We start from the raw sequence: 17,325 nt of genomic DNA, 5'->3' as shown, positions 1-17,325 counted from the left end.
CGTTTCGAGTCAGAAGTAGAGAGCTTTCTCGAAGGATCACACGGTGACCGCACCCATATCAAACGGGCCGACCACCCACGGTTACACCACTATGCGGGACGCTACTTGACAGGCAAACTCAAGCCTCGTTAATATTACATGGTTTGCCAGACCGAATTAACAAAGGAGGGGTGTCGTGGTTGGTCTTTTCCGCACGTGGATGAGCGCCTAGAAAGCGGCGCTGTTGTGGCGTCGCGCTGTTTTTCTGCACGCCATTTCACGATTGGACATAACCATGATATTTGAAACCTCTCGGGGCAGGTCTGTTCTGCTGTGCCATTCATGGCAATTCAAGCTTTGTTTCGTATGGGGCGGGGAGCTCGTTTCGACATTGACGAGTTCGATTCTCCAAATGGGTCTTATTTGGCATCTCGCCCTCACGACAGGGTCGTCTTCTCTCCTCTCCTTAGCATCGCTGGCAGGCTTTCTGCCGATTGCTTTGTTCGGAATCCTTGCGGGCGCCGTTGTCGACAGACTGCCTTTGAAACGTGTCCTCATCGGCACCGACCTCTTCATTGCCGCGGTGGGTGCCGCCTTGGCGATTGCCTCGTTGGCCGGCAGCTTACCTGCATGGCTAATTCTCATCGCCCTGTTTCTCCGTGCAGTTGGTACTTCGTTCTACACGCCAGCCTCCCAATCTCTCACGCCCCATCTCGCCCCGCCAGAGCATCTCGTTCGCCTATCGGGGGTGACTCAGGCGATTCAGTCCGGCGGATACATTCTTGGCGCCGCGCTTGCAGCAGTGATTTATCCCGTGGCGGGCATTACCGCTATGATTGTCCTCGACGTGCTGGGAGCGCTTTTCGCTTCTTTAGCCGTCCTCGCCGCACAGATAGACGCAGGGGGCCTCGATGAAGCCGACCGCAGCTTGTCCTTTTCCAATAAGGTTCGAGAGCTCTTCTCTGAGATTTCGGACGGCTACAAGCTGATTAGGGAGTACAGGGGGCTGTTCGCCCTTCTTTGGTGCGGGTTCGTCTTCGCTTTCGCGTTCTCTCCGCTCGCGGCATTGTTCCCAATAATGACCTTGGGGCATTTTGGCGGTAGCACGGGGGATGCCGCTTTGGTGGAAATCCTTTTTTCTGCAGGCATGCTGGCTGGGTCCGGCATTTTGGCGGCCACGGGAGGGTTCCGCAATAGGTCGTTCACCATGGTCGCCGCGATTGCCGGCTTCGGCATTGCCGCAATCGTATCCGGATCGCTCGGCCCGTCATTGTTCGCTGCTTTCCTGCCGGTGAGCTTTCTTATGGGCGCATGCTCCCCGTTGTACGCGGGAACCCAGACTGCCCTTATGCAGGAGCAGATACCTCCTGAGTACCTAGGCCGCGTTTTCGGCCTCTACGGAACCATCATGGCGTGGGCCATGCCCATGGGCCTCGCAGCCCCCTCCGTTTTTGCGGATCTGCTTGGAGCTCCGTTATGGTTCGTCGGCTCTGGAGCGACCATGGTACTGCTTGCGATGGCTATGCTGCTTGCTCCGAGCGTCCGAAACGCGGGGAAAAGAGATACCGGGCAGATTCAATAGCCCAAGTATTCGAAAAAAAGAGGCAGCAGCCATCGGTTCAAGCGTCAGCCTTCAAGCCCTTGCGACGACGAGGTATTGCACCGACATTCCGCATCGCGCTCCTTATTCGTCGCCAACTATCATTTTCGGATTTGCCGGCTTGCGCAAGGTCAAAACGCTCGCGCCGGCAATTGGGCAAAGGCGAAAAATCGACGTGAGCAATCTTTTTTGGCATGGCTGCGCTTCCAGTAAAACGCTAATACACAAAAGGCGGTTCAACCTATGGAACTCATAGTCAAAGCTAAAGACATCTTTTTGGAATATGCCGGCCGCGATATCCTAGATATCGAAGAGTTGGAAATCTACTCCTACGATCGCATCGGCTTGGTGGGAGACAATGGCGCAGGCAAAACCAGCCTGCTTAAAATTCTGAGCGGCAATCTTACCATTGCGGACGCCGACGTCAGGCGCTTCGGCAGCATTGCCCTCATCGGCCAACTCGATGAACTCGACCTTGATGCGGCTCAGGACAGTGGTGAGATGCTCTCCCGTCTCAACGTCGCCGGAGTGGCGCAGGAGACGATGAGCGGCGGGGAGGAAACACGCGCCAAGATTGCCTCTGCACTCTCCCAGCATGCAAGCGCGATCTTCGCCGACGAGCCTACGAGCCACCTCGACCAAGACGGCATCCGCCTTCTCGTCGGACAACTCAAGGCATTTGATGGGGCTCTGCTCATCGTGAGCCATGACCGTCATTTTCTCGACCAGGTGGTAGACAAGATCTGGGAGCTCAAAGACGGCGGTATTTCCGAATTCTGGGGTGACTACTCCGACTATCTGCGACAGAAAGAAGAAGAGCGCAAAGCTCAGGCGACTCGATACGAAGAGGCGATGCGCGAGCGCGATCGCCTCGAAGCCGCCATCGAAAAACAACGGAAAAAAGCACGGCAGGTCGACGCCAAGCGGAAGGCTGCGAAAAAAAGCAACGAGTATGCAGGTCGATTGGGGCATCAGAAAGCAACCGGCACCAAACAGAAGAGGATGTACCAGGCGGCTAAGGACATGGAGAAGCGCCTCGAAGCGCTCGAAGGGATTGAGGCCCCAGATAGCATTCGCGCCGTGCGGTTCCGCCAGAGCAAGGCCCTGGAACTGCATAGTAAATTTCCCATCTCGGCAGACGATTTCAGCTTGAGCTTCGGCAACTGCATGCTCTATGACCACGCGAAATTCGAGATACCGCTCGGTGCCAAAGTGGCCATCACCGGTGGCAACGGTACAGGAAAGACCAGCCTGCTGAAGGCAATCGCTCGACGCGCCGACGGTATCAACATCTCTCCCAAGGCAGAGATCGGTTACTTCGAGCAAACAGGCTACAAGTTCGACGCCCGTCAGTCTGCGATCTCGTTCATGCAGGATGGTTGCGAGTACAGCATGACCGAAATTCGAGGCATCCTCGCCTCTATGGGAATCGGACCGCGCGACCTGACAAAGGACGTTGGCGTTCTCTCGGGAGGCGAAGTCATCAAGCTGCTACTCGCGAAGATGCTGCTGGGCAGATACAACATCTTGCTCATGGACGAGCCTGGAAATTACCTGGACATCAAGAGCGCCGAAGCCCTCGAGCAGATGATGAGCGCCTATGCCGGAACGATAGTGTTCGTCTCCCACGATAAGAGGCTGGTCGAGAACGTCGCAGACATTGTCTACGAAATAAAGGACACCAAGCTAGTCAAAATCTTTCAGCGCGAATAGCCCTAAATGAGCAAGAAATAATCCCCGAACGGAGACAAGGGAGTAAAACGGCAAAGAAAGAGCCTCCGTCCCAACGCAGGGAACGGAGGCTCTTTAATCGCTTTTACTCATCTCCGTCGCTGGTGGCTTTGTCATGACTCTCGTACGAAACGAAACTCAGCGGCACAGTGCGGCACTCAAAATCGCAGGTCAGAACCCTATCGGCCTACTCCCACTCGATGGCTTCAGTTTTACTGGCTCTTCCGAGTTGAGTGTGGGTGACCGGGTGTTGGTCGGGGGTTGCGGGTAGAGGTCGAGGTCCTTGATGATGAGCGGACTTCTACCCCCGCTGTCGTCAAGGACCTCGACAATGTCTCACCCTACCTGCTGCTGCTCTGTGTCGCTTGATCGTTGTGATCGGTGTGATCTGCTCGTCGACTTGGAGGGCTTCCATCTGATGAGTGCGGTTCGCACCCCAGATGCTCTGGTGCTCGATGTTGAGTCGTGCAACCAGCTGGCGGGGTGCCCAGATTGTGGGGTGATCGCTCAAGGTCATGGGCGTGTGGTGGTGGAGGTGATCGACGCGCCCTGGGCCGGGGTCCCGGTGCGGATCCGGTGGCATAAGCGACGCTGGATATGCCGCGAACATACCTGCCAGATCACGACTTTCGCTGAGCAGAACCACTCGGTGTGTGCTCCCAGGGCGCGTCTGGGTGTTCGGGCGATCCGCTGGGCGATCCGACAGTTGCGCTTCGAGGGAGCCACTATCTCGGGGCTGGCCCGCCAGTTAGGAACCACGTGGAATACCGTGTGGTCCCATATCAAGCCGTGTCTGCAAGCCGCATCTGATGACCCCGCCCGTTTCTCAGGGGTGCGGGTGCTGGGGGTTGACGAGCACGTGTGGCACCACCAGGACCGACGCCGACGAGGGCCCCGTGAGCTCACCGGCATCGTCGACCTGACGCGAGGGGAGGATCATCCCACGGCCCGCTTGTTGGATCTGGTCCCGGGAAGGTCTGGCACCGTGTACAAGAACTGGCTGGCCGAGCGCGGCGAAGACTTTCGCTCCGGTATCCAGATCGCGACGCTGGATCCCTTCCAGGGATATAAGAACGCCATTGATGACCAGCTCCAAGACGCCACCAGCGTGCTCGATGCCTTTCACATCGTCAAGCTCGCCGGTGACGCTCTCGATGAGGTGCGTCGTCGCGTCCAGCAAGACACGACCGGTCACCGCGGGCGCAAGGGTGATCCTCTCTATCAGATCCGCAATCTTTTGCGCGCCTCGCGTGATCGGCTCACGAAGCGTCAACAAGAACGACTCCGTGAGGCCTTCACGGCAGATGAGGCGCATATCAGTGTGGAAGTCGCCTACCACTGCGCCCAGCAAGTGCGCGACGTCTTCCATCAAGCCACACCCGCCCAAGGCCGACGCCTGGCCGCTCATCTCATCCAGCGCCTACCAACGTGTCCCATCCCCGAAATCGCCCGACTGGGTCGAACCCTACGCAAATGGAAGGACGCCTTCTTGGCCTACTTCGATACAGGAGGAGCCAGCAACGGCCCCACCGAAGCCATCAACGGAATCATCGAACTAGGAAGACGCACCGCCAGAGGCTACCGCAACCCCACCAACTACCAACTCCGAATGCTCCTCATCGCAGGAGGCCTAGATGCCTCCAACCACACTCAACTCTGAAGAGCCGTTTTACTGTCCCGACATTCCAGTTGTCCTCAGTTTTCGATGCCGTCTCAAACCGAGTGCCGCCAAGTAACACTATGTCGTGTTTCATCGGCTTCGGGGACAAAAGCCGGGGCAATCTCAAAAACTCATTCCAAACTCGGGGCTTTGAGTTTTCGTTTTTGTCCCAAAGGGCACGGCGGACAGCCTTTAGAGGTTCGATATCGACGAAAACGCCCGCTTTGAAACTCAAGTGCCTTTTCGTGTGCGAGCCGCCAGCTGCAATAGGAAGTGAATCAACGCAGGCGCCTTTCAAGCAGTTTGCAAAACTGCAGGTTGCAGGCCTTCATTGCTAGTAGGGGAAATGAGTAGTCTCAGGTGGCTTGCCCATGAGTTAGCGAGCAGGTTGGGGCTTCGTTGTTGGCGCAATCACTTCGTGCACACTCGAAAGGTCTGTTTAACTTCAGACAGGGCGCCAGTGCCTACGCGCAGTGGCGCAGATGATGGGCAGCAAGAGACAAGCATCTGCTGCCGCCCATCAGAAAGCATCGTACAGGCCATACCACACGTCGGTGTAGATGAAGTCGGCGCCCTTGATGCACTCGGTTGTCGTCGGAGACCTTGCAGTTCTCCTCGCCGATGGCCATGAGGTCGCCCATCTCCTGCGAAGGCGGGCGAGCCGTAGCTCGCCCGACCTGGTACGTCTTACAGACCGTGCTTACCGAGAGCGGCCATGCGCTCATTGATGGTGGCGCGGTATGCCGCAGCCTTCTGCTCGTCGGGCTCGCTCTGGGGGCACAGAGTGGCCAGGATGGCGCGAATGGAGTGCTTGCGGTTCTCGGCCTCGACCCAGCACAGGGAGCGCTCGGGATCGTCCATGACCTCGTCGACGACTTCCTCGCCACGGTTGGCGGGCAGGCAGTGCATGAACATGCTGTTCGGACCGGCAACGTTCATCATATCCCAGGTCACCTGGTACTTCGGATAGAACACATCCATGTAGCTGGAGCTGGAGACTTCACCTTGATTATCAACTTTATCCGAACACCTCCCACATTCATCCGCACATGTGCGGATGAATGTGGGAACCCGATACCCTGAGGGCCGGATCGGCCGGCCCCGGGAGATCGGAGGACGGCATGTCCGGAAAGAAGAAGAGCGGCTCCGCAAGGGCGGTCCCGAGGGCCTACGGAAGGCTCACGAGGCACGAGCGGGACACGGTCCAGAGGATGCTGGAGCGCAGGGCGTCGTGCAGGGAGATCGCGAGGGAGCTGGGCAGGTCGCCCTCGACGGTGAGCGCCGAGGTGGCGTCGCACAGGTTCGTGACGGCGCCGAAGGCCAGGCGCGGCGAGCGCGTGGACGCCTCCGCCGACCTGTCGGCGGCCTGCCCGCGCCTGGCGGCGTGGCCGCGCTGCTGCAACGGGTGCGGCCGGTACCGCGCGATCGGCTGCAAGCGCCGCCCCCACGTCTTCTACGAGGCCCGGGCCGCGCAGCTGTGCGCCGACTCGGTCCTCGTCTCGTCCAGGCGCGGGATAGACGCCGACGAGCCCGCCGCGGCGGCCAGGCTGGAGGCGATAAGGGACTGCCTGCGCCGGGGGCTGTCGCCCGAGCAGATGGCGGCGCGCAACGGCGGCCCGGTGGACCTGTCGCCGTCGACCATCTACCGCTGGGTCTCGGCGGGCTACGACGGCATGACCAACATGGAGCTCAGGCGCAAGGTCGGCTACAGGCCGAGGAAGCGCGCCGCGGGCCGGGCGGCGACCCGCCACTCCGCCCGCAGGTCGCATGCCGCGTTCCTCGCCCTCGGGGAGGACGCGTGCGCCGCGGCCTGGGAGATGGACACCGTCGAGGGGGCCCGGGAGGACTCCGCCTGCCTGCTCACGCTGCTGCACCGCCCCAGCAGGCTCCAGCTCGCGCTGCCGCTGGAGGAGAAGACCGCCGGGTGCGTCGCGGACGCCCTGGAGGGCGTCCGGGCCATCCTCGGCGCCGACGGGACGCGCCGCGTGTTCCGCGCCGTCCTCACCGACAACGGCGCCGAGTTCTCCGACGAGGCGGCGATCGCGGCGCTGCTCGGCGAGGGGCCGGGCGAGACGAGGCTGTTCTACTGCGACCCCAGGCGCAGCGACCAGAAGGGCGCCTGCGAGCGCAACCACGTCGAGATCAGGAAGCTGCTGCCCAAGGGCGCCGGAATCAGGTTCGACCGGCTCGCCCCGGCCGACCTGGCGCTGGCCATGTCGCACGTGAACTCCGAGCCCCGCGGCGCGCTCGGCTTCGCGACGCCCGCGCGCGCCTTCAGGGCGATGCTCGGGGAGGACGCGGCGGCGCTGCTGGACGCCTACGGCGTGGAGGACGTGCCGCTCGGCGATCTCGACCTGACGCCGGGGCTCATCGAGAGGGCGCGCGCAGAGAGGGGCGATGCCCCGCTGGCCTAGCCTAGGAGAAAAACGGAATAGACGGACCGACCGTCCGGCTGAGTCTGGGAAGAGGTGCCGGGCGGCGGGCGGAGCATGGCCACCGGACCCATCGAAACACATCTCCACCATTCCTTCAACTGGGAAAATGCCGCCCCCGGGGCCCGGATAGGACCTCGGGGGCGTTCGGTTAACTGCGGGAGCGTGCCGTCAGCTCAATGTGTTCGGTTGGGATCGGAAATCAACCAGTGATCTTACTGAACATATGGCGCACCTTGTCCAGGCGGCTGTTTGGACGGCGGGGCTGGATGACTGGCTTGCCGACAGCGGCCTGATACCCTTTCAGTTCTGTAAGGCATACGCTCTGCCCGTTGGTGTAAAAGGCCAGATCAGTACGGTATGCCTGTATACAGCGGGCGGGAATCTCGCCAGTAAAGACAACTTCATCCTTTTTTACCTGGACCGTTTCGATGGTGGCACAGTATTTCGGTGCATCATGATAAGCCCTGGAAAGATATTCCCGGGGCGCATAGAGGGTGAAGGAGAGATAAGGTTCCAGCAGTTGCGTCCCTGATTCCTTCAATGCCTGTTCCAATACAATCGGGGCCAATGAGCGGAAGTCCGCCGGCGTGCTGACCGGACTGTAATAAAGCCCGTATTCAAAGCAAATCTTACAGTCCGTTACGTTCCAGCCGAACAAGCCCTGCTCCAGCCCGTAACGGATACCATCCCTGACAGCGTTTTGAAAACTCTGGTTCAAGTATCCCAGCGAAACCCGGCTCTCGTATTGTACACCGGAGCCAAGCGGGAGTGGTGTAACAGACAGTCCGATGGATGCCCAAAACGGGTTGGGCGGCACCTCGATATGGATGGTGTGGCTGGCTGCTTTGAGCGGCCGCTCCATATAAATGACGGTGGGTTCCTTTACCACTGTTTCAAGCTTGTATTTTTCCGACAGCAAAGCGGAAACAACCTCCAACTGCACCCGGCCCAAAAAAGAAAGAATGATCTCATGGGTGATGGAATCCACCTCGCAGCGCAAAAGCGGGTCAGTATCCGCAAGTTGCGTAAGAGCGTCCAGCAGCCGTTCTCTTTGCGCTGCCGTTTTCGGCGCAATCGACGTCCGCAGCATGGGGAGGGGGTCCTCACGCCACCTTTTACGAGGGAGCCGGGTTGGGTCCCCTAATACATCGTTTAACCTCACGCTGTCGCTGGGAAGGATAACAATTTCACCCGGATAAGCGGTGTCTGTCCGAACAATTTCCCCTTTGGATGGAATACGCATCTCTGTGATTTTCAGCTTTTCTCTCCCGGCCAGGGCCACCGTATCCCGCAGGCGCAGCGTTCCGCTGTATAACCGTAGATAGACACGCCGCTGGCCGCAATCGGTGTACTCAACCTTGAAAACGCTGCCGCATAGGGCGGCGCCCCCCTGTTCCCCAATCGGTTGGAACAGCCCTGTCACCGCATCCATCAACGGTTGAATGCCAAGGCCATTTTTGGCGCTGCCATGATAGACTGGGAACAGGGAGGCGTCTTGAACCCGCTGCTGTTCCTCCCGCGCAAGTTTTTCCCGGCTGATTGGTTCTCCTGCGATATACTTTTCCAATAATTCATCGTTATTTTCGATGACCGCATCCCATGCTTCTATGTCGGTATTTTCCTCCAGGACTATTTCCGGGGACAGCGACACCGTCTGCTTGATGATAATATCGGCGGAGAGCTTATCCCGAACAGACTGAACCACGCTCTGCAAATCAACGCCAGCCTGGTCGATCTTGTTGATAAAGATAACGGTGGGAATGTTCATTTTCCGCAGGGCATTGAACAGAATACGGGTCTGGGCCTGCACGCCATCTTTAGCGGAGATCACCAAGATGGCCCCATCTAAAACAGCCAAAGAGCGGTACACCTCCGCCAAAAAATCCATGTGGCCGGGCGTATCCACAATGTTAACTTTACATCTGTGCCACTGGAAGGAAGTGACTGCCGCTTGAATGGTAATCCCACGCTGCCGCTCCAAAAACATGGTGTCCGTCCTCGTTGTCCCTTTTTCGACGCTCCCCGGTTCTGAAATGGCTCCGCTGGCATATAGCAGGCTCTCCGTCAAGGTCGTCTTTCCAGCGTCTACATGGGCAAGAATTCCAATATTGATTATTTTCATGTGATTGTCCTCCCTTTACAGCCCCAAAGGGCATAAAAATCCCCAGCAGTAAAATACTTTTACCACTGGGGATTATAAGTTGCGGACATACACATATACAGCATACACCTGTTTGTGATTGCTGTTTTTGGGGATATGTCAAAATTGATAAGGTAAAAGTATTCTTAAATTGGGTACAAAAAACTAAGCCCCTACAAAAGGAGCTATCATAATCCTTTGTTCCCACTATTTGATTATAGTTTTATTTAAGAATACCTTGCCGCATATTTTTTACTCCTTTTCTGGATTAAATCATTGTATCACATCAGTTTTAGGAAAGCAAGTAGGTCAAGTCCTGTGGAGTGGTGTAATCGTTTTGTGTCCTTCGGGTTGGGTTATGCGCTGAGTTGGAGTGGGGTGTCCTCCTGTTGGGTGGGTTGGGGTGTGAGTCGTGATTTGGTGAGGATGTCGAGGCTGAGGTAGCGTCGGCCTTCGGCCCATTCGTCGTTTTGTTCGGCTAGGACGGCTCCGACCAGGCGGATGATGGCCTGGCGGTTGGGGAAGAAGACCTGGTCCGTCCCCCCATAGGAGCGAAGGAAGTGCGTAGCGCGCCTAACCGTAAAGGAAAGCGGTATCGCCCGTAGTGACATCAGGGTGCCCGAAGCGTAGCGAGGGCGGGTCCCCTGCAGGAACGAGGGCGTATGCCGCTTTCCGCTTAACTCATAGAGCTTAACTCGTAGAGACAATTCCCCATGTGCAGGGCGTAAAATCTTCTGTAACGGTTTTCCCCAATCACCTCACTCAAGGATTCCCATGCTCACTTTCCCCACCGTGCCCCTGGTTCTGTGCACGGCCCTCATCGCTCTCACCCTACTCATCAGTGGTATTGCGAAGGCGAAGGACCCGCAGAGCACCGTCACCGGCATCGAAAACCTCGGCCTGCAGAAAATTGCGCCGGCCCGTGCCGTGTCGCTCATCCTGCCGTGGTTCGAGATCGCCCTAGCCGCCGTCCTGTTGCTGTCGCCCGTGCGGCTGCCCGCCGTAATCGCCTCGGGCCTGGCTCTGGTCCTGATGATTTTCTACACGGTGGTGATTGCCCGCGCCCTGGCGACGGGCCGTACGGGAAGCTGCAATTGTTTCGGTTCTGAGTCGACGGCCCCGGTCAGTCGCTACACCCTCTTCCGCAATCTGTCGCTGCTGGTGGCTGCGGCGGGTACCCACGCGGCGGCCCTGGCCGGCGGCGCAGGTGTGCTCTTCACGCTGTTCTCGCTGGATGTCTCCGGCTGGCTCTGGGCGGGCGGGGCCGCCCTCATCGCGGCAACCCTGGATGCGGTACGCCGCGGTGACGCCCTGGGCACCGCGGATGAGCGCCCGCAGGTTATCCTGCCCGAGCCGGTGTACGACGAGAACGGCGAGGAGCTGTACGTGCGCATGCCCATCCCCCTGGGTGCCCTCTATCTTGAGGATGGCCGCCGCACGACCATGCGCGAGATTGCGAAGACTCAGGCGCGCGTGCTCGTGTTCGTCTCGGCGACCTGCGGTGGTTGCGTCAAGTTCCTGAAGACCATGCCGCAGTGGCAGGAGCGTCTGCCGCAGGTGGCCCTGCACCCGGTGTACTCCTCCCTGGAGTCGTTGAATAAGTCGCGCACTAACGGTAGTTTTCCCGAGGGCCTGACCCCGCTGATTGACCGCGAGTCGGCGAGCGCGGCGAACTTCGGTTACGGCGTGCCGCTGGCCGTCGTGCTGGGTTCTGACGGCCTGATGGCCGGAGGCCCGGCGGTTGGTCTCGAGGAGGTCGAGGCGCTGATGGGCGATATCGAGGAACAGTTCGCTGAGGCTGCGCGTCTGGCGAAGGAAGAGGCTGAGGAGGCCTACCGCCGCGCGCTGAAGGAGTCCCAGAATCACCAGGGCGACCACCTCTAATCCCGTTCTCAAGTCGGCCCGATAATCTGCCCCGTCGCGAGGCCTGTCCGCTCCCCGGACTTTTCCGCTTTGTGCTCGGGGCGAGCCTCTCTGTTCGCCATCCGATATCTCCCGGTGTCGGCACCGGCCCAAGCGCTAAGCTAGAAGGTAGCGCTATACCGCAGATGCGCCCCGCGGCTCGTTCACGACCGGGCGGGCGCATCATCACACCCTGTCAAAGGAGTATTTATGGCAATGCTGAGTTTCAACGCGCCGGGCGAGCGCGAGAAGTCCCTGTGGCTCGTCAAGAAGGAGACCAACCCGAATCACTCGCAGTGGTACATCGACCGCTTCAAGGCCATGGAGGCCGAGGGCAACGATATGGCCGGCGAGTCCCGCATGGTGAACGCCCTGGCGTCGCGCGGCGCGAAGATTCTGGACGCGGGCTCGGGTCCGGGCCGTGTGGGCAAGCAGCTGCACGCCCTGGGCCACCGCGTGACCGGCGTTGACATTGATCCCGAGCTCATCGAAGAGGCACGCCGCGTCTGCCCGGATGCCACCTGGATTACCGCCGACCTGGTGGATCTGCCGGAGGTGCTGGGCATCGAGGGTGACGCCACCGCAGAGAACGGTTTCGAGCTTCTGGTGTGTGCCGGTAACGTGATGGGTTTCCTCGCCCGTTCGACCCGTAAGCCGGTGGTGGAGAACTTCCGCCGCGTGCTGGCCCCCGGCGGCCGTGCGGTGGTGGGTTACGGCTCCGGTCCGGGCCGCGATTACGCGTTCGAGCAGTTCCTGGCCGATGCCCGCGAGGTCGGCCTGAACGTCGATAACACCTACTCCTCGTGGCAGATGCACCCCTATCAGGAGGGCTCCTCGGAGTTCCTGGTGGCGGTGCTCTCCCGCCCCGAGAACTAGGCTCAGCTTTAAGAGCTAGGCAAGGCTCGCAAAAGGCCCGGCGCCTCCCCCATTGCGGGGTGGGTGCCGGGCCTTTACGCGTCTGCCGAGGGGCGCATCCGCCTAGTGGATCATGTAGATGTTGCGGGCGATCTCTTCGGGCAGGAAGGAGGCCGCGAAGAGGATGACCACGACGATGACCGCGAGGATGGTCAGCAGGCTGGAACGCCAGCCGGGGTGCAGCTCGTTGAAGGTGATGAGGCCCTTGTGTTCCTTGTCCATGCTGATGACGTTGATCTGCTTGTAGATGGTGGTTTTGGCCGAGAGCTTCGACGAAACCTCACGCATGGTTTTGCCGTCCCAGACTCGCCCGTCGAGACGCATGAGCTGCTTGCCGTCCTTGTCGACGGCCCACATGGCGGGGAAGCTTCGGTAGCGGATGCGTCCGGCCATGGTTTTGAGGTTTTGGCCGTAGGCCTTCTTGGGGTAGAGCTTCTCCGCAAAGATGGTGTGGCTGATGTCGGCGCGGGGTACGGCGAACCAACCGAAGGTGCGGGCACGTAGCACGTGGGTCTTGGTGATGACGATAATGGTCGGCTTGAGCACCGAGTAGAGGTTGATGCCGGCGATAGTGCCGATGAGCAGCACAAGAATGGTGTACGGCAGCGCGGGTCGTTTGTAGAAGATGAAGGCGAGCGCGGCGACAAGCACGATAGTGCCGGGGATGGACGCCTCGATGCGCCTGCCGTAGGAGCGCATGCGGGGGTGGAATAGTTCGTGGACTTCGCCGTATTTGGCGGGTACTTCGTGAGCGCGTTCTGCCATACACTCCACTTTAGTGTGTGGTCGTCGTGAATCCTAGCCGGACTACCTGCGTTACCCTGGTTCTATGCGTAATTTTTCTCCTGTGGAACGGGTTCTGGCCCTGTGGATGATCGGTGTTGTGGTGGCGGCCTCGATTGCGGCGGCAGCACTGATTATGACGAATAAGCTGGTGTACGGCCCGACCGGCCAGGTGCGGGAGTATTTCCATGCCCTGCGCGTGGGGAACGGTTCGCATGCGCGTGGCCTGCTGAACGCCCAGATTCCTGCCGGGGATGCGGCACTGCTGGACGGCGAGGCGCTGAAGCGTTCGGTCGCCTCGATGTCGCGGGTGGATTACGAGGTCGTTGAGACGAGCGAGGACGGCCGGCAGGCGACGGTGCGCGCGTCCTACACTCTGGACGGGCAGCCGCAGCACACGGATTTCCATCTGCATCACTCGGGTACGCACTGGGGCTTTTTCGACAAGTGGGCTATCGATGGCGATACCCTGCCTACGGTGAAGGTGAATATTCAGGGCGTGGAGGCCGCGACGATTAATAACCGTAAGGTCGCGGTGGACGAGGGCGAGGCGACGTTCCCGGTGTTCTACCCGGGTACGTACGCCGTCTCGTACGATTCGACGGTGTACACGGCTCAGAAGGTGACGGAGACGGTCACGAATAATCAGGGTAAGCACATGGCACGCGTCGATTTGAAGCCGAGCGATAACGCATTGGCTTCGGTTAAGGAACAGATTAACGACCATCTGCAGAAGTGCGCGGCCCAGAACGCGCTGTACCCGACGGGTTGCCCGTTTGAGTACAGCTTCGGCGGCCGCGTGGATTCGACGGTTCAGTGGACCGTTGAGAAGGTCGCGGATCCGCAGGTAAGCGTGAATGCCTCGGGTGTGTGGTCGGTGCAGCCGATGAAGGGCACGGTGAAGGTGTCGTTTACGCAGCTGGATCTGTACACGGGTGTGCGCTCGCAGGTACAGAAGGAGATTCCGTTTACGCTGAAGGCCTCGGTGGAGGCGGACGCGAAGGCGGTGCACGTCACCTTCTAAAACCGCTGAGCTGCGCGAGAGCCAGTATGCTCTGAACGCGACATCAGGGTGTCCGAGCGAAGCGAGGACGGGTTCCCCTGTAGGAGCGAGGATGACCCGGCCCTTTCGCGTCCCACAATCCTAAAAGTACGAAGGGAACCGGCACTATCCGTAGCGGTATCAGGTCGGCACAACAGAAATAGGGTCAGTATTATCCGTAGCGACATCAGGGTGCCCGAGCGAAGCGAGGACGGGTGCCCCTGTAGGAGCGAGGATAATACTGACCCTTGATTCTTTTATAGATCCCTAGTTGATACCGCGCAGGTCCAGGACGAGTTCGCTTTCGTCTGCCTCGTCACCGGTCACGACGACGGGAATACCCCAGTCCTGCTGGTAGAGGTGGCACGCTGCGTGCTCGGGGATGTCACCATCGGGGGTGCCGTCGCAGGCGGCGGCGCGGGCGGTGATGTGCAGGACTGCCTCGGTAATCTCGGGGTTGAGCACGAGGGTGCGGGTCAGTCCGGTGGAGGTGCCGGCGCCTTCCAGGATGAAGTTCTCGGGGGTGGAGGAGATCTTCAGCTGGGTGGGGTCGCCCCAGCGGGTGTCGAGCTTCTGGCCGGTGGGCACAGTGAATCGTGAGACGAATTCGAGGGTGCCGCCGGTGAGCTTGGTGGAGGGGCGCGCGGTGGTGATAGCGCCTTCGTCAACGTGCTGTGCCTTCGCGGGAATGGAGGCGCGCACGAGCTGGTGCGCGTTGGTTTCCACGATGATGAGGCGCGGGTCCTCGCCGGGTACCTCTTCGACGAGCAGGTCGGAGGGTTCGTCGAGGCCGCGTTCGAGGGTGCCGAGCGTGCCGGTGACCGGGTCCCAGCGGCGGATAGCGCCGTTGTAGGTGTCGGCGACGGCGATGGAGCCGTCGGGCAGTTCGGTCAGGCCGAGGGGGTGCTGCATGCGGGCGGTGTCGGAGTCGCCGTCGACGAAGCCGAAGTCGAACAGGCCCTTGCCGACTGCGGAGGTGACCTGTACGCCGTCCTCGGTGAAGGTGACGTGGCGCAGGCCGCTGGTTTCGGAGCATGCGACCCAGAGGCTGCCGTCGCGTGCTTCGATAATGCCGGAGGGCTGGGCGAACCAGGCTTCGGTGGCGGGGCCGTCGGCGAGACCCTCCACGCCGGAACCGGCGAAGATGCTGAGGGCGCCGGTGACGGGTTCGTAGCCGAAGAGCTGGTGGGTACCTGCCATGGCGATGATGAACTGGCCGGCTTCGCGGGAGTAGACCGCATCCCAGGGAGAGGAGAGCGCAATCTCGGTGGCGGGCACACCGGAGGGGATGTGGTTGGGGTCGCCGGTGACGGCGTTGTCACCGTCGATGACGCGCTGCACGCCGTTGCCTGCGAGGGTGCGTACTTCGCCGGTGCGCAGGTTGAGGGCGCGCAGGCGGTGGTTGACGGTGTCGGCGACGAGCACGTCGTAGCCGAGCTGCTCGCGCAGGTTCTCGGGTACGAGGGCGAGACCGGCGGGTTCGTTGAAGCGTGCTTCGGTGCCGGTGCCGTCGACGTGGCCCTTGACGGGGTGGTTCACGGGGTCGTCGCCGCCGCCGTAGGTGTTGATGACGGTGTTGAGGTCGGCGGCTACCTGCAGGATGCGGTGGCGCGCGCTGTCGGCGACGAGGTAGGTGCGCTCGCGGTTGCCGAAGAGGTTTGCGGGGCCGAATTCGGCGGGCAGTTCGATGGCTTTGCCGGGGAAGGCGTAGGTGCCGGCTGCCTTGGGGCGGGGCACGTAGGGGCCGTCGCCGCGGTGCAGGGTACCCTTCGCTTCGTGTTCGGCGACGAGTTCGCGTACGAGGGAAGTGAGGCCCTGCACGTGGCCTTCGCCGGAGAGTTGGGCGACGATGTAACCTTCGGGGTCGATGACGACGAGGGTGGGCCATGCGCGGGCGGTGTAGGCCTGCCAGGTGGTCAGTTCGGGGTCGTCGAGTACGGGGTGGGTGATGTGGTAGCGGTCGACGGCCGCAGCGAGCGCTACGGGGTCGGCTTCGTGCTCGAATTTGGGGCTGTGCACGCCGACGGTGACGAGCACGTCGGAGAATTCTTCTTCGAGGGGGCGCAGTTCGTCGAGCACGTGCAGGCAGTTGATGCAGCAGAGGGTCCAGAAGTCGAGAATAACGATTTTGCCGCGCAGATCCTGCAGGGTGAGGTTCTTGTCGCCGGTGTTGAGCCAGGCTCGGCCTTCGAGTTCGCTGGCACGCACGCGTACGGTGCGGTTGGTGTTCTCGCTCATGGGTTCTCTCTCCTGTTGGGTGCTCCGTGTGTGGGCGCGTTGGTTTGCTGTCCCCATTATGCCAGCGTGGTTGGGGTGGTTCGCCGGGAGTTGAGCTTTGTGACTTGGGGGCTTAACGACCCGTCATATTCCGTCACATTCCACCCTGGTAAGAGTTATCGGGAGCTACCGGGTCCCCCCTTCCCCGACCTGAAAAGACGCCGGCAGATATAAATCGGTCCGTGCGCATCGGATACGGATGCGCACGGACCGAGACGCTCGAGGCTTTTTACTTCGTGCCCACAACCGTGCCAAGCTTCTTCGGCTTTACAGGTTTTTGGGGGACGCTCGCGAAACCTTCCACTTGGGCGGGGACTTCGGGGGTTTTCAGCGAGGTAATGATGTCCTCGGATACATCGCCCTGATGGTAGGCAATGTTGGTGTTACCGCTCGCCTTGACTGCGATACGTTCACCGTCCGGCATTACCCTGACCCAGGCCCCATCGGAGTACGTTAGTTCTAGCTCACCGTTAGGCCTCAGACGGCTCCAGTTCCCGTCATGCTGGTGGAAGATGATGTATTCATTGTTCTTCCCCACGACCATAGCAAGCTTGTCTTTTTCTAAGATGTAGGTCTTACCATCGGCGTTTTCGCCCTTCACAACGGCGGGGTCCTTCTCAGCCTCGGCAATTTTTTGGTAGTACGTTTCGTAGTGTTTCCTGGCCTTGTACTGCATCTCGTCAGCCCCTACCGCTGAGGATGCTCCCTGCGTTGTGTCGCTGCTAGCGGTTGCCCTGCCAGAAGCGCTCGAAGTAGGTTTAGATGAGGGGCTAGATGAGCTCTCGCTACGTGCAGAGGGCGAAGCAGAAGACGAGGCGGAGGGTGAAGCGGAGGCGCTTGCCGATGCGGAATCACGGGAGG

General features: G+C 60.3%; 12 protein-coding genes and 1 pseudogene. 7 read left to right on the top strand and 6 right to left on the bottom strand.

The features are described from left to right. The first annotated feature begins 274 nt into the window (after nt 1-274). The 3 genes from HMPREF2944_RS00530 (at nt 275) to HMPREF2944_RS00520 (ending at nt 4,970) form a co-directional block, all read left to right on the top strand. The gene (locus tag HMPREF2944_RS00530) at nt 275-1,561 is read left to right on the top strand and encodes an MFS transporter (protein ID WP_070648984.1); all 1,287 of its coding nucleotides are present in this window, start codon (nt 275-277) and stop codon (nt 1,559-1,561) included. A gap of 261 nt (nt 1,562-1,822) precedes the next feature. Beyond that, nucleotides 1,823-3,292, top strand: a complete 1,470-nt coding sequence (abc-f, locus tag HMPREF2944_RS00525; RefSeq protein ID WP_005987409.1) for a ribosomal protection-like ABC-F family protein — start codon at nt 1,823-1,825, stop codon at nt 3,290-3,292. A 349-nt stretch (nt 3,293-3,641) separates the two neighbouring features. Further along, nucleotides 3,642-4,970 (top strand): ISL3 family transposase, encoded by a 1,329-nt coding sequence (locus tag HMPREF2944_RS00520; RefSeq protein WP_096740576.1) that lies wholly within the window; start codon nt 3,642-3,644, stop codon nt 4,968-4,970. Nucleotides 4,971-5,657: 687 nt separating this feature from the next. Here HMPREF2944_RS00520 and HMPREF2944_RS00515 read toward each other — a convergent pair. Further along, nucleotides 5,658-5,945 carry a Rossmann-fold NAD(P)-binding domain-containing protein gene (locus HMPREF2944_RS00515; protein ID WP_204371245.1) on the bottom strand — a complete coding sequence of 96 codons (288 nt, stop codon included), beginning with the start codon at nt 5,943-5,945 and terminating at the stop codon, nt 5,658-5,660. Between the two features lie 86 nt (nt 5,946-6,031). On the opposite strand from HMPREF2944_RS00515, the gene HMPREF2944_RS00510 reads away from it, so the two are divergent. After that, a complete protein-coding gene (locus HMPREF2944_RS00510; protein WP_306437770.1) occupies nt 6,032-7,384 on the top strand; it encodes an IS30 family transposase in 1,353 nt (450 codons plus the stop codon). Between the two features lie 220 nt (nt 7,385-7,604). Here HMPREF2944_RS00510 and tet(W) read toward each other — a convergent pair whose 3' ends face one another. After that, nucleotides 7,605-9,527, bottom strand: a complete 1,923-nt coding sequence (gene tet(W), locus HMPREF2944_RS00505; protein WP_049362095.1) for a tetracycline resistance ribosomal protection protein Tet(W) — start codon at nt 9,525-9,527, stop codon at nt 7,605-7,607. A gap of 374 nt (nt 9,528-9,901) precedes the next feature. Further along, nucleotides 9,902-10,084: pseudogene (locus tag HMPREF2944_RS00500) on the bottom strand (transposase); the annotation flags it as partial. A 235-nt stretch (nt 10,085-10,319) separates the two neighbouring features. On the opposite strand from HMPREF2944_RS00500, the gene HMPREF2944_RS00495 reads away from it, so the two are divergent. Together HMPREF2944_RS00495 and HMPREF2944_RS00490 are read left to right on the top strand one after the other, a co-directional pair. After that, the gene (locus HMPREF2944_RS00495; RefSeq protein ID WP_070679393.1) at nt 10,320-11,429 is read left to right on the top strand and encodes a MauE/DoxX family redox-associated membrane protein; all 1,110 of its coding nucleotides are present in this window, start codon (nt 10,320-10,322) and stop codon (nt 11,427-11,429) included. A 228-nt stretch (nt 11,430-11,657) separates the two neighbouring features. Beyond that, nucleotides 11,658-12,323, top strand: coding sequence for a class I SAM-dependent methyltransferase (locus tag HMPREF2944_RS00490; protein WP_049334038.1), 666 nt, complete (start codon nt 11,658-11,660; stop codon nt 12,321-12,323). A gap of 102 nt (nt 12,324-12,425) precedes the next feature. On the opposite strand, the gene HMPREF2944_RS00485 is transcribed toward HMPREF2944_RS00490, so the two are convergent. Continuing rightward, nucleotides 12,426-13,127 (bottom strand): hypothetical protein, encoded by a 702-nt coding sequence (locus tag HMPREF2944_RS00485; RefSeq protein WP_049342882.1) that lies wholly within the window; start codon nt 13,125-13,127, stop codon nt 12,426-12,428. Nucleotides 13,128-13,191: 64 nt separating this feature from the next. On the opposite strand from HMPREF2944_RS00485, the gene HMPREF2944_RS00480 reads away from it, so the two are divergent. Beyond that, a complete protein-coding gene (locus HMPREF2944_RS00480; RefSeq protein WP_070679390.1) occupies nt 13,192-14,169 on the top strand; it encodes a zinc ribbon domain-containing protein in 978 nt (325 codons plus the stop codon). A gap of 285 nt (nt 14,170-14,454) precedes the next feature. Here the strand turns inward: HMPREF2944_RS00480 and HMPREF2944_RS00475 are convergent, their stop codons facing one another. Together HMPREF2944_RS00475 and HMPREF2944_RS00470 are read right to left on the bottom strand one after the other, a co-directional pair. Beyond that, a complete protein-coding gene (locus tag HMPREF2944_RS00475) occupies nt 14,455-16,425 on the bottom strand; it encodes an NHL domain-containing thioredoxin family protein (protein WP_070679388.1) in 1,971 nt (656 codons plus the stop codon). A 268-nt stretch (nt 16,426-16,693) separates the two neighbouring features. Further along, nucleotides 16,694-17,140, bottom strand: coding sequence for a hypothetical protein (locus HMPREF2944_RS00470; RefSeq protein WP_049334034.1), 447 nt, complete (start codon nt 17,138-17,140; stop codon nt 16,694-16,696). Nucleotides 17,141-17,325: the final 185 nt, after the last annotated feature.

Origin of the sequence: Rothia sp. HMSC072E10 (assembly GCF_001813965.1) — a bacterium.
In the GTDB taxonomy this organism is placed as follows: domain Bacteria; phylum Actinomycetota; class Actinomycetes; order Actinomycetales; family Micrococcaceae; genus Rothia; species Rothia mucilaginosa_A.
The sequence above is the reverse complement of the archived record's forward strand: the minus strand, read 5'-3'. Positions and strand labels throughout refer to the sequence as shown.

Excerpts from the sequence above, each read along its gene's own strand:
- HMPREF2944_RS00530 (WP_070648984.1), top strand. The coding sequence starts at position 275 with ATGATATTTGAAACCTCTCGGGGCAGGTCTGTTCTGCTGTGCCATTCA.
- HMPREF2944_RS00470 (WP_049334034.1), bottom strand. The coding sequence starts at position 17,140 with ATGCAGTACAAGGCCAGGAAACACTACGAAACGTACTACCAAAAAATT.
- HMPREF2944_RS00510 (WP_306437770.1), top strand. The coding sequence starts at position 6,032 with ATGTGGGAACCCGATACCCTGAGGGCCGGATCGGCCGGCCCCGGGAGA.
- HMPREF2944_RS00495 (WP_070679393.1), top strand. The coding sequence starts at position 10,320 with ATGCTCACTTTCCCCACCGTGCCCCTGGTTCTGTGCACGGCCCTCATC.
- HMPREF2944_RS00485 (WP_049342882.1), bottom strand. The coding sequence starts at position 13,127 with ATGGCAGAACGCGCTCACGAAGTACCCGCCAAATACGGCGAAGTCCAC.
- HMPREF2944_RS00490 (WP_049334038.1), top strand. The coding sequence starts at position 11,658 with ATGGCAATGCTGAGTTTCAACGCGCCGGGCGAGCGCGAGAAGTCCCTG.
- HMPREF2944_RS00520 (WP_096740576.1), top strand. The coding sequence starts at position 3,642 with ATGTCTCACCCTACCTGCTGCTGCTCTGTGTCGCTTGATCGTTGTGAT.
- HMPREF2944_RS00480 (WP_070679390.1), top strand. The coding sequence starts at position 13,192 with ATGCGTAATTTTTCTCCTGTGGAACGGGTTCTGGCCCTGTGGATGATC.
- abc-f (WP_005987409.1), top strand. The coding sequence starts at position 1,823 with ATGGAACTCATAGTCAAAGCTAAAGACATCTTTTTGGAATATGCCGGC.
- HMPREF2944_RS00475 (WP_070679388.1), bottom strand. The coding sequence starts at position 16,425 with ATGAGCGAGAACACCAACCGCACCGTACGCGTGCGTGCCAGCGAACTC.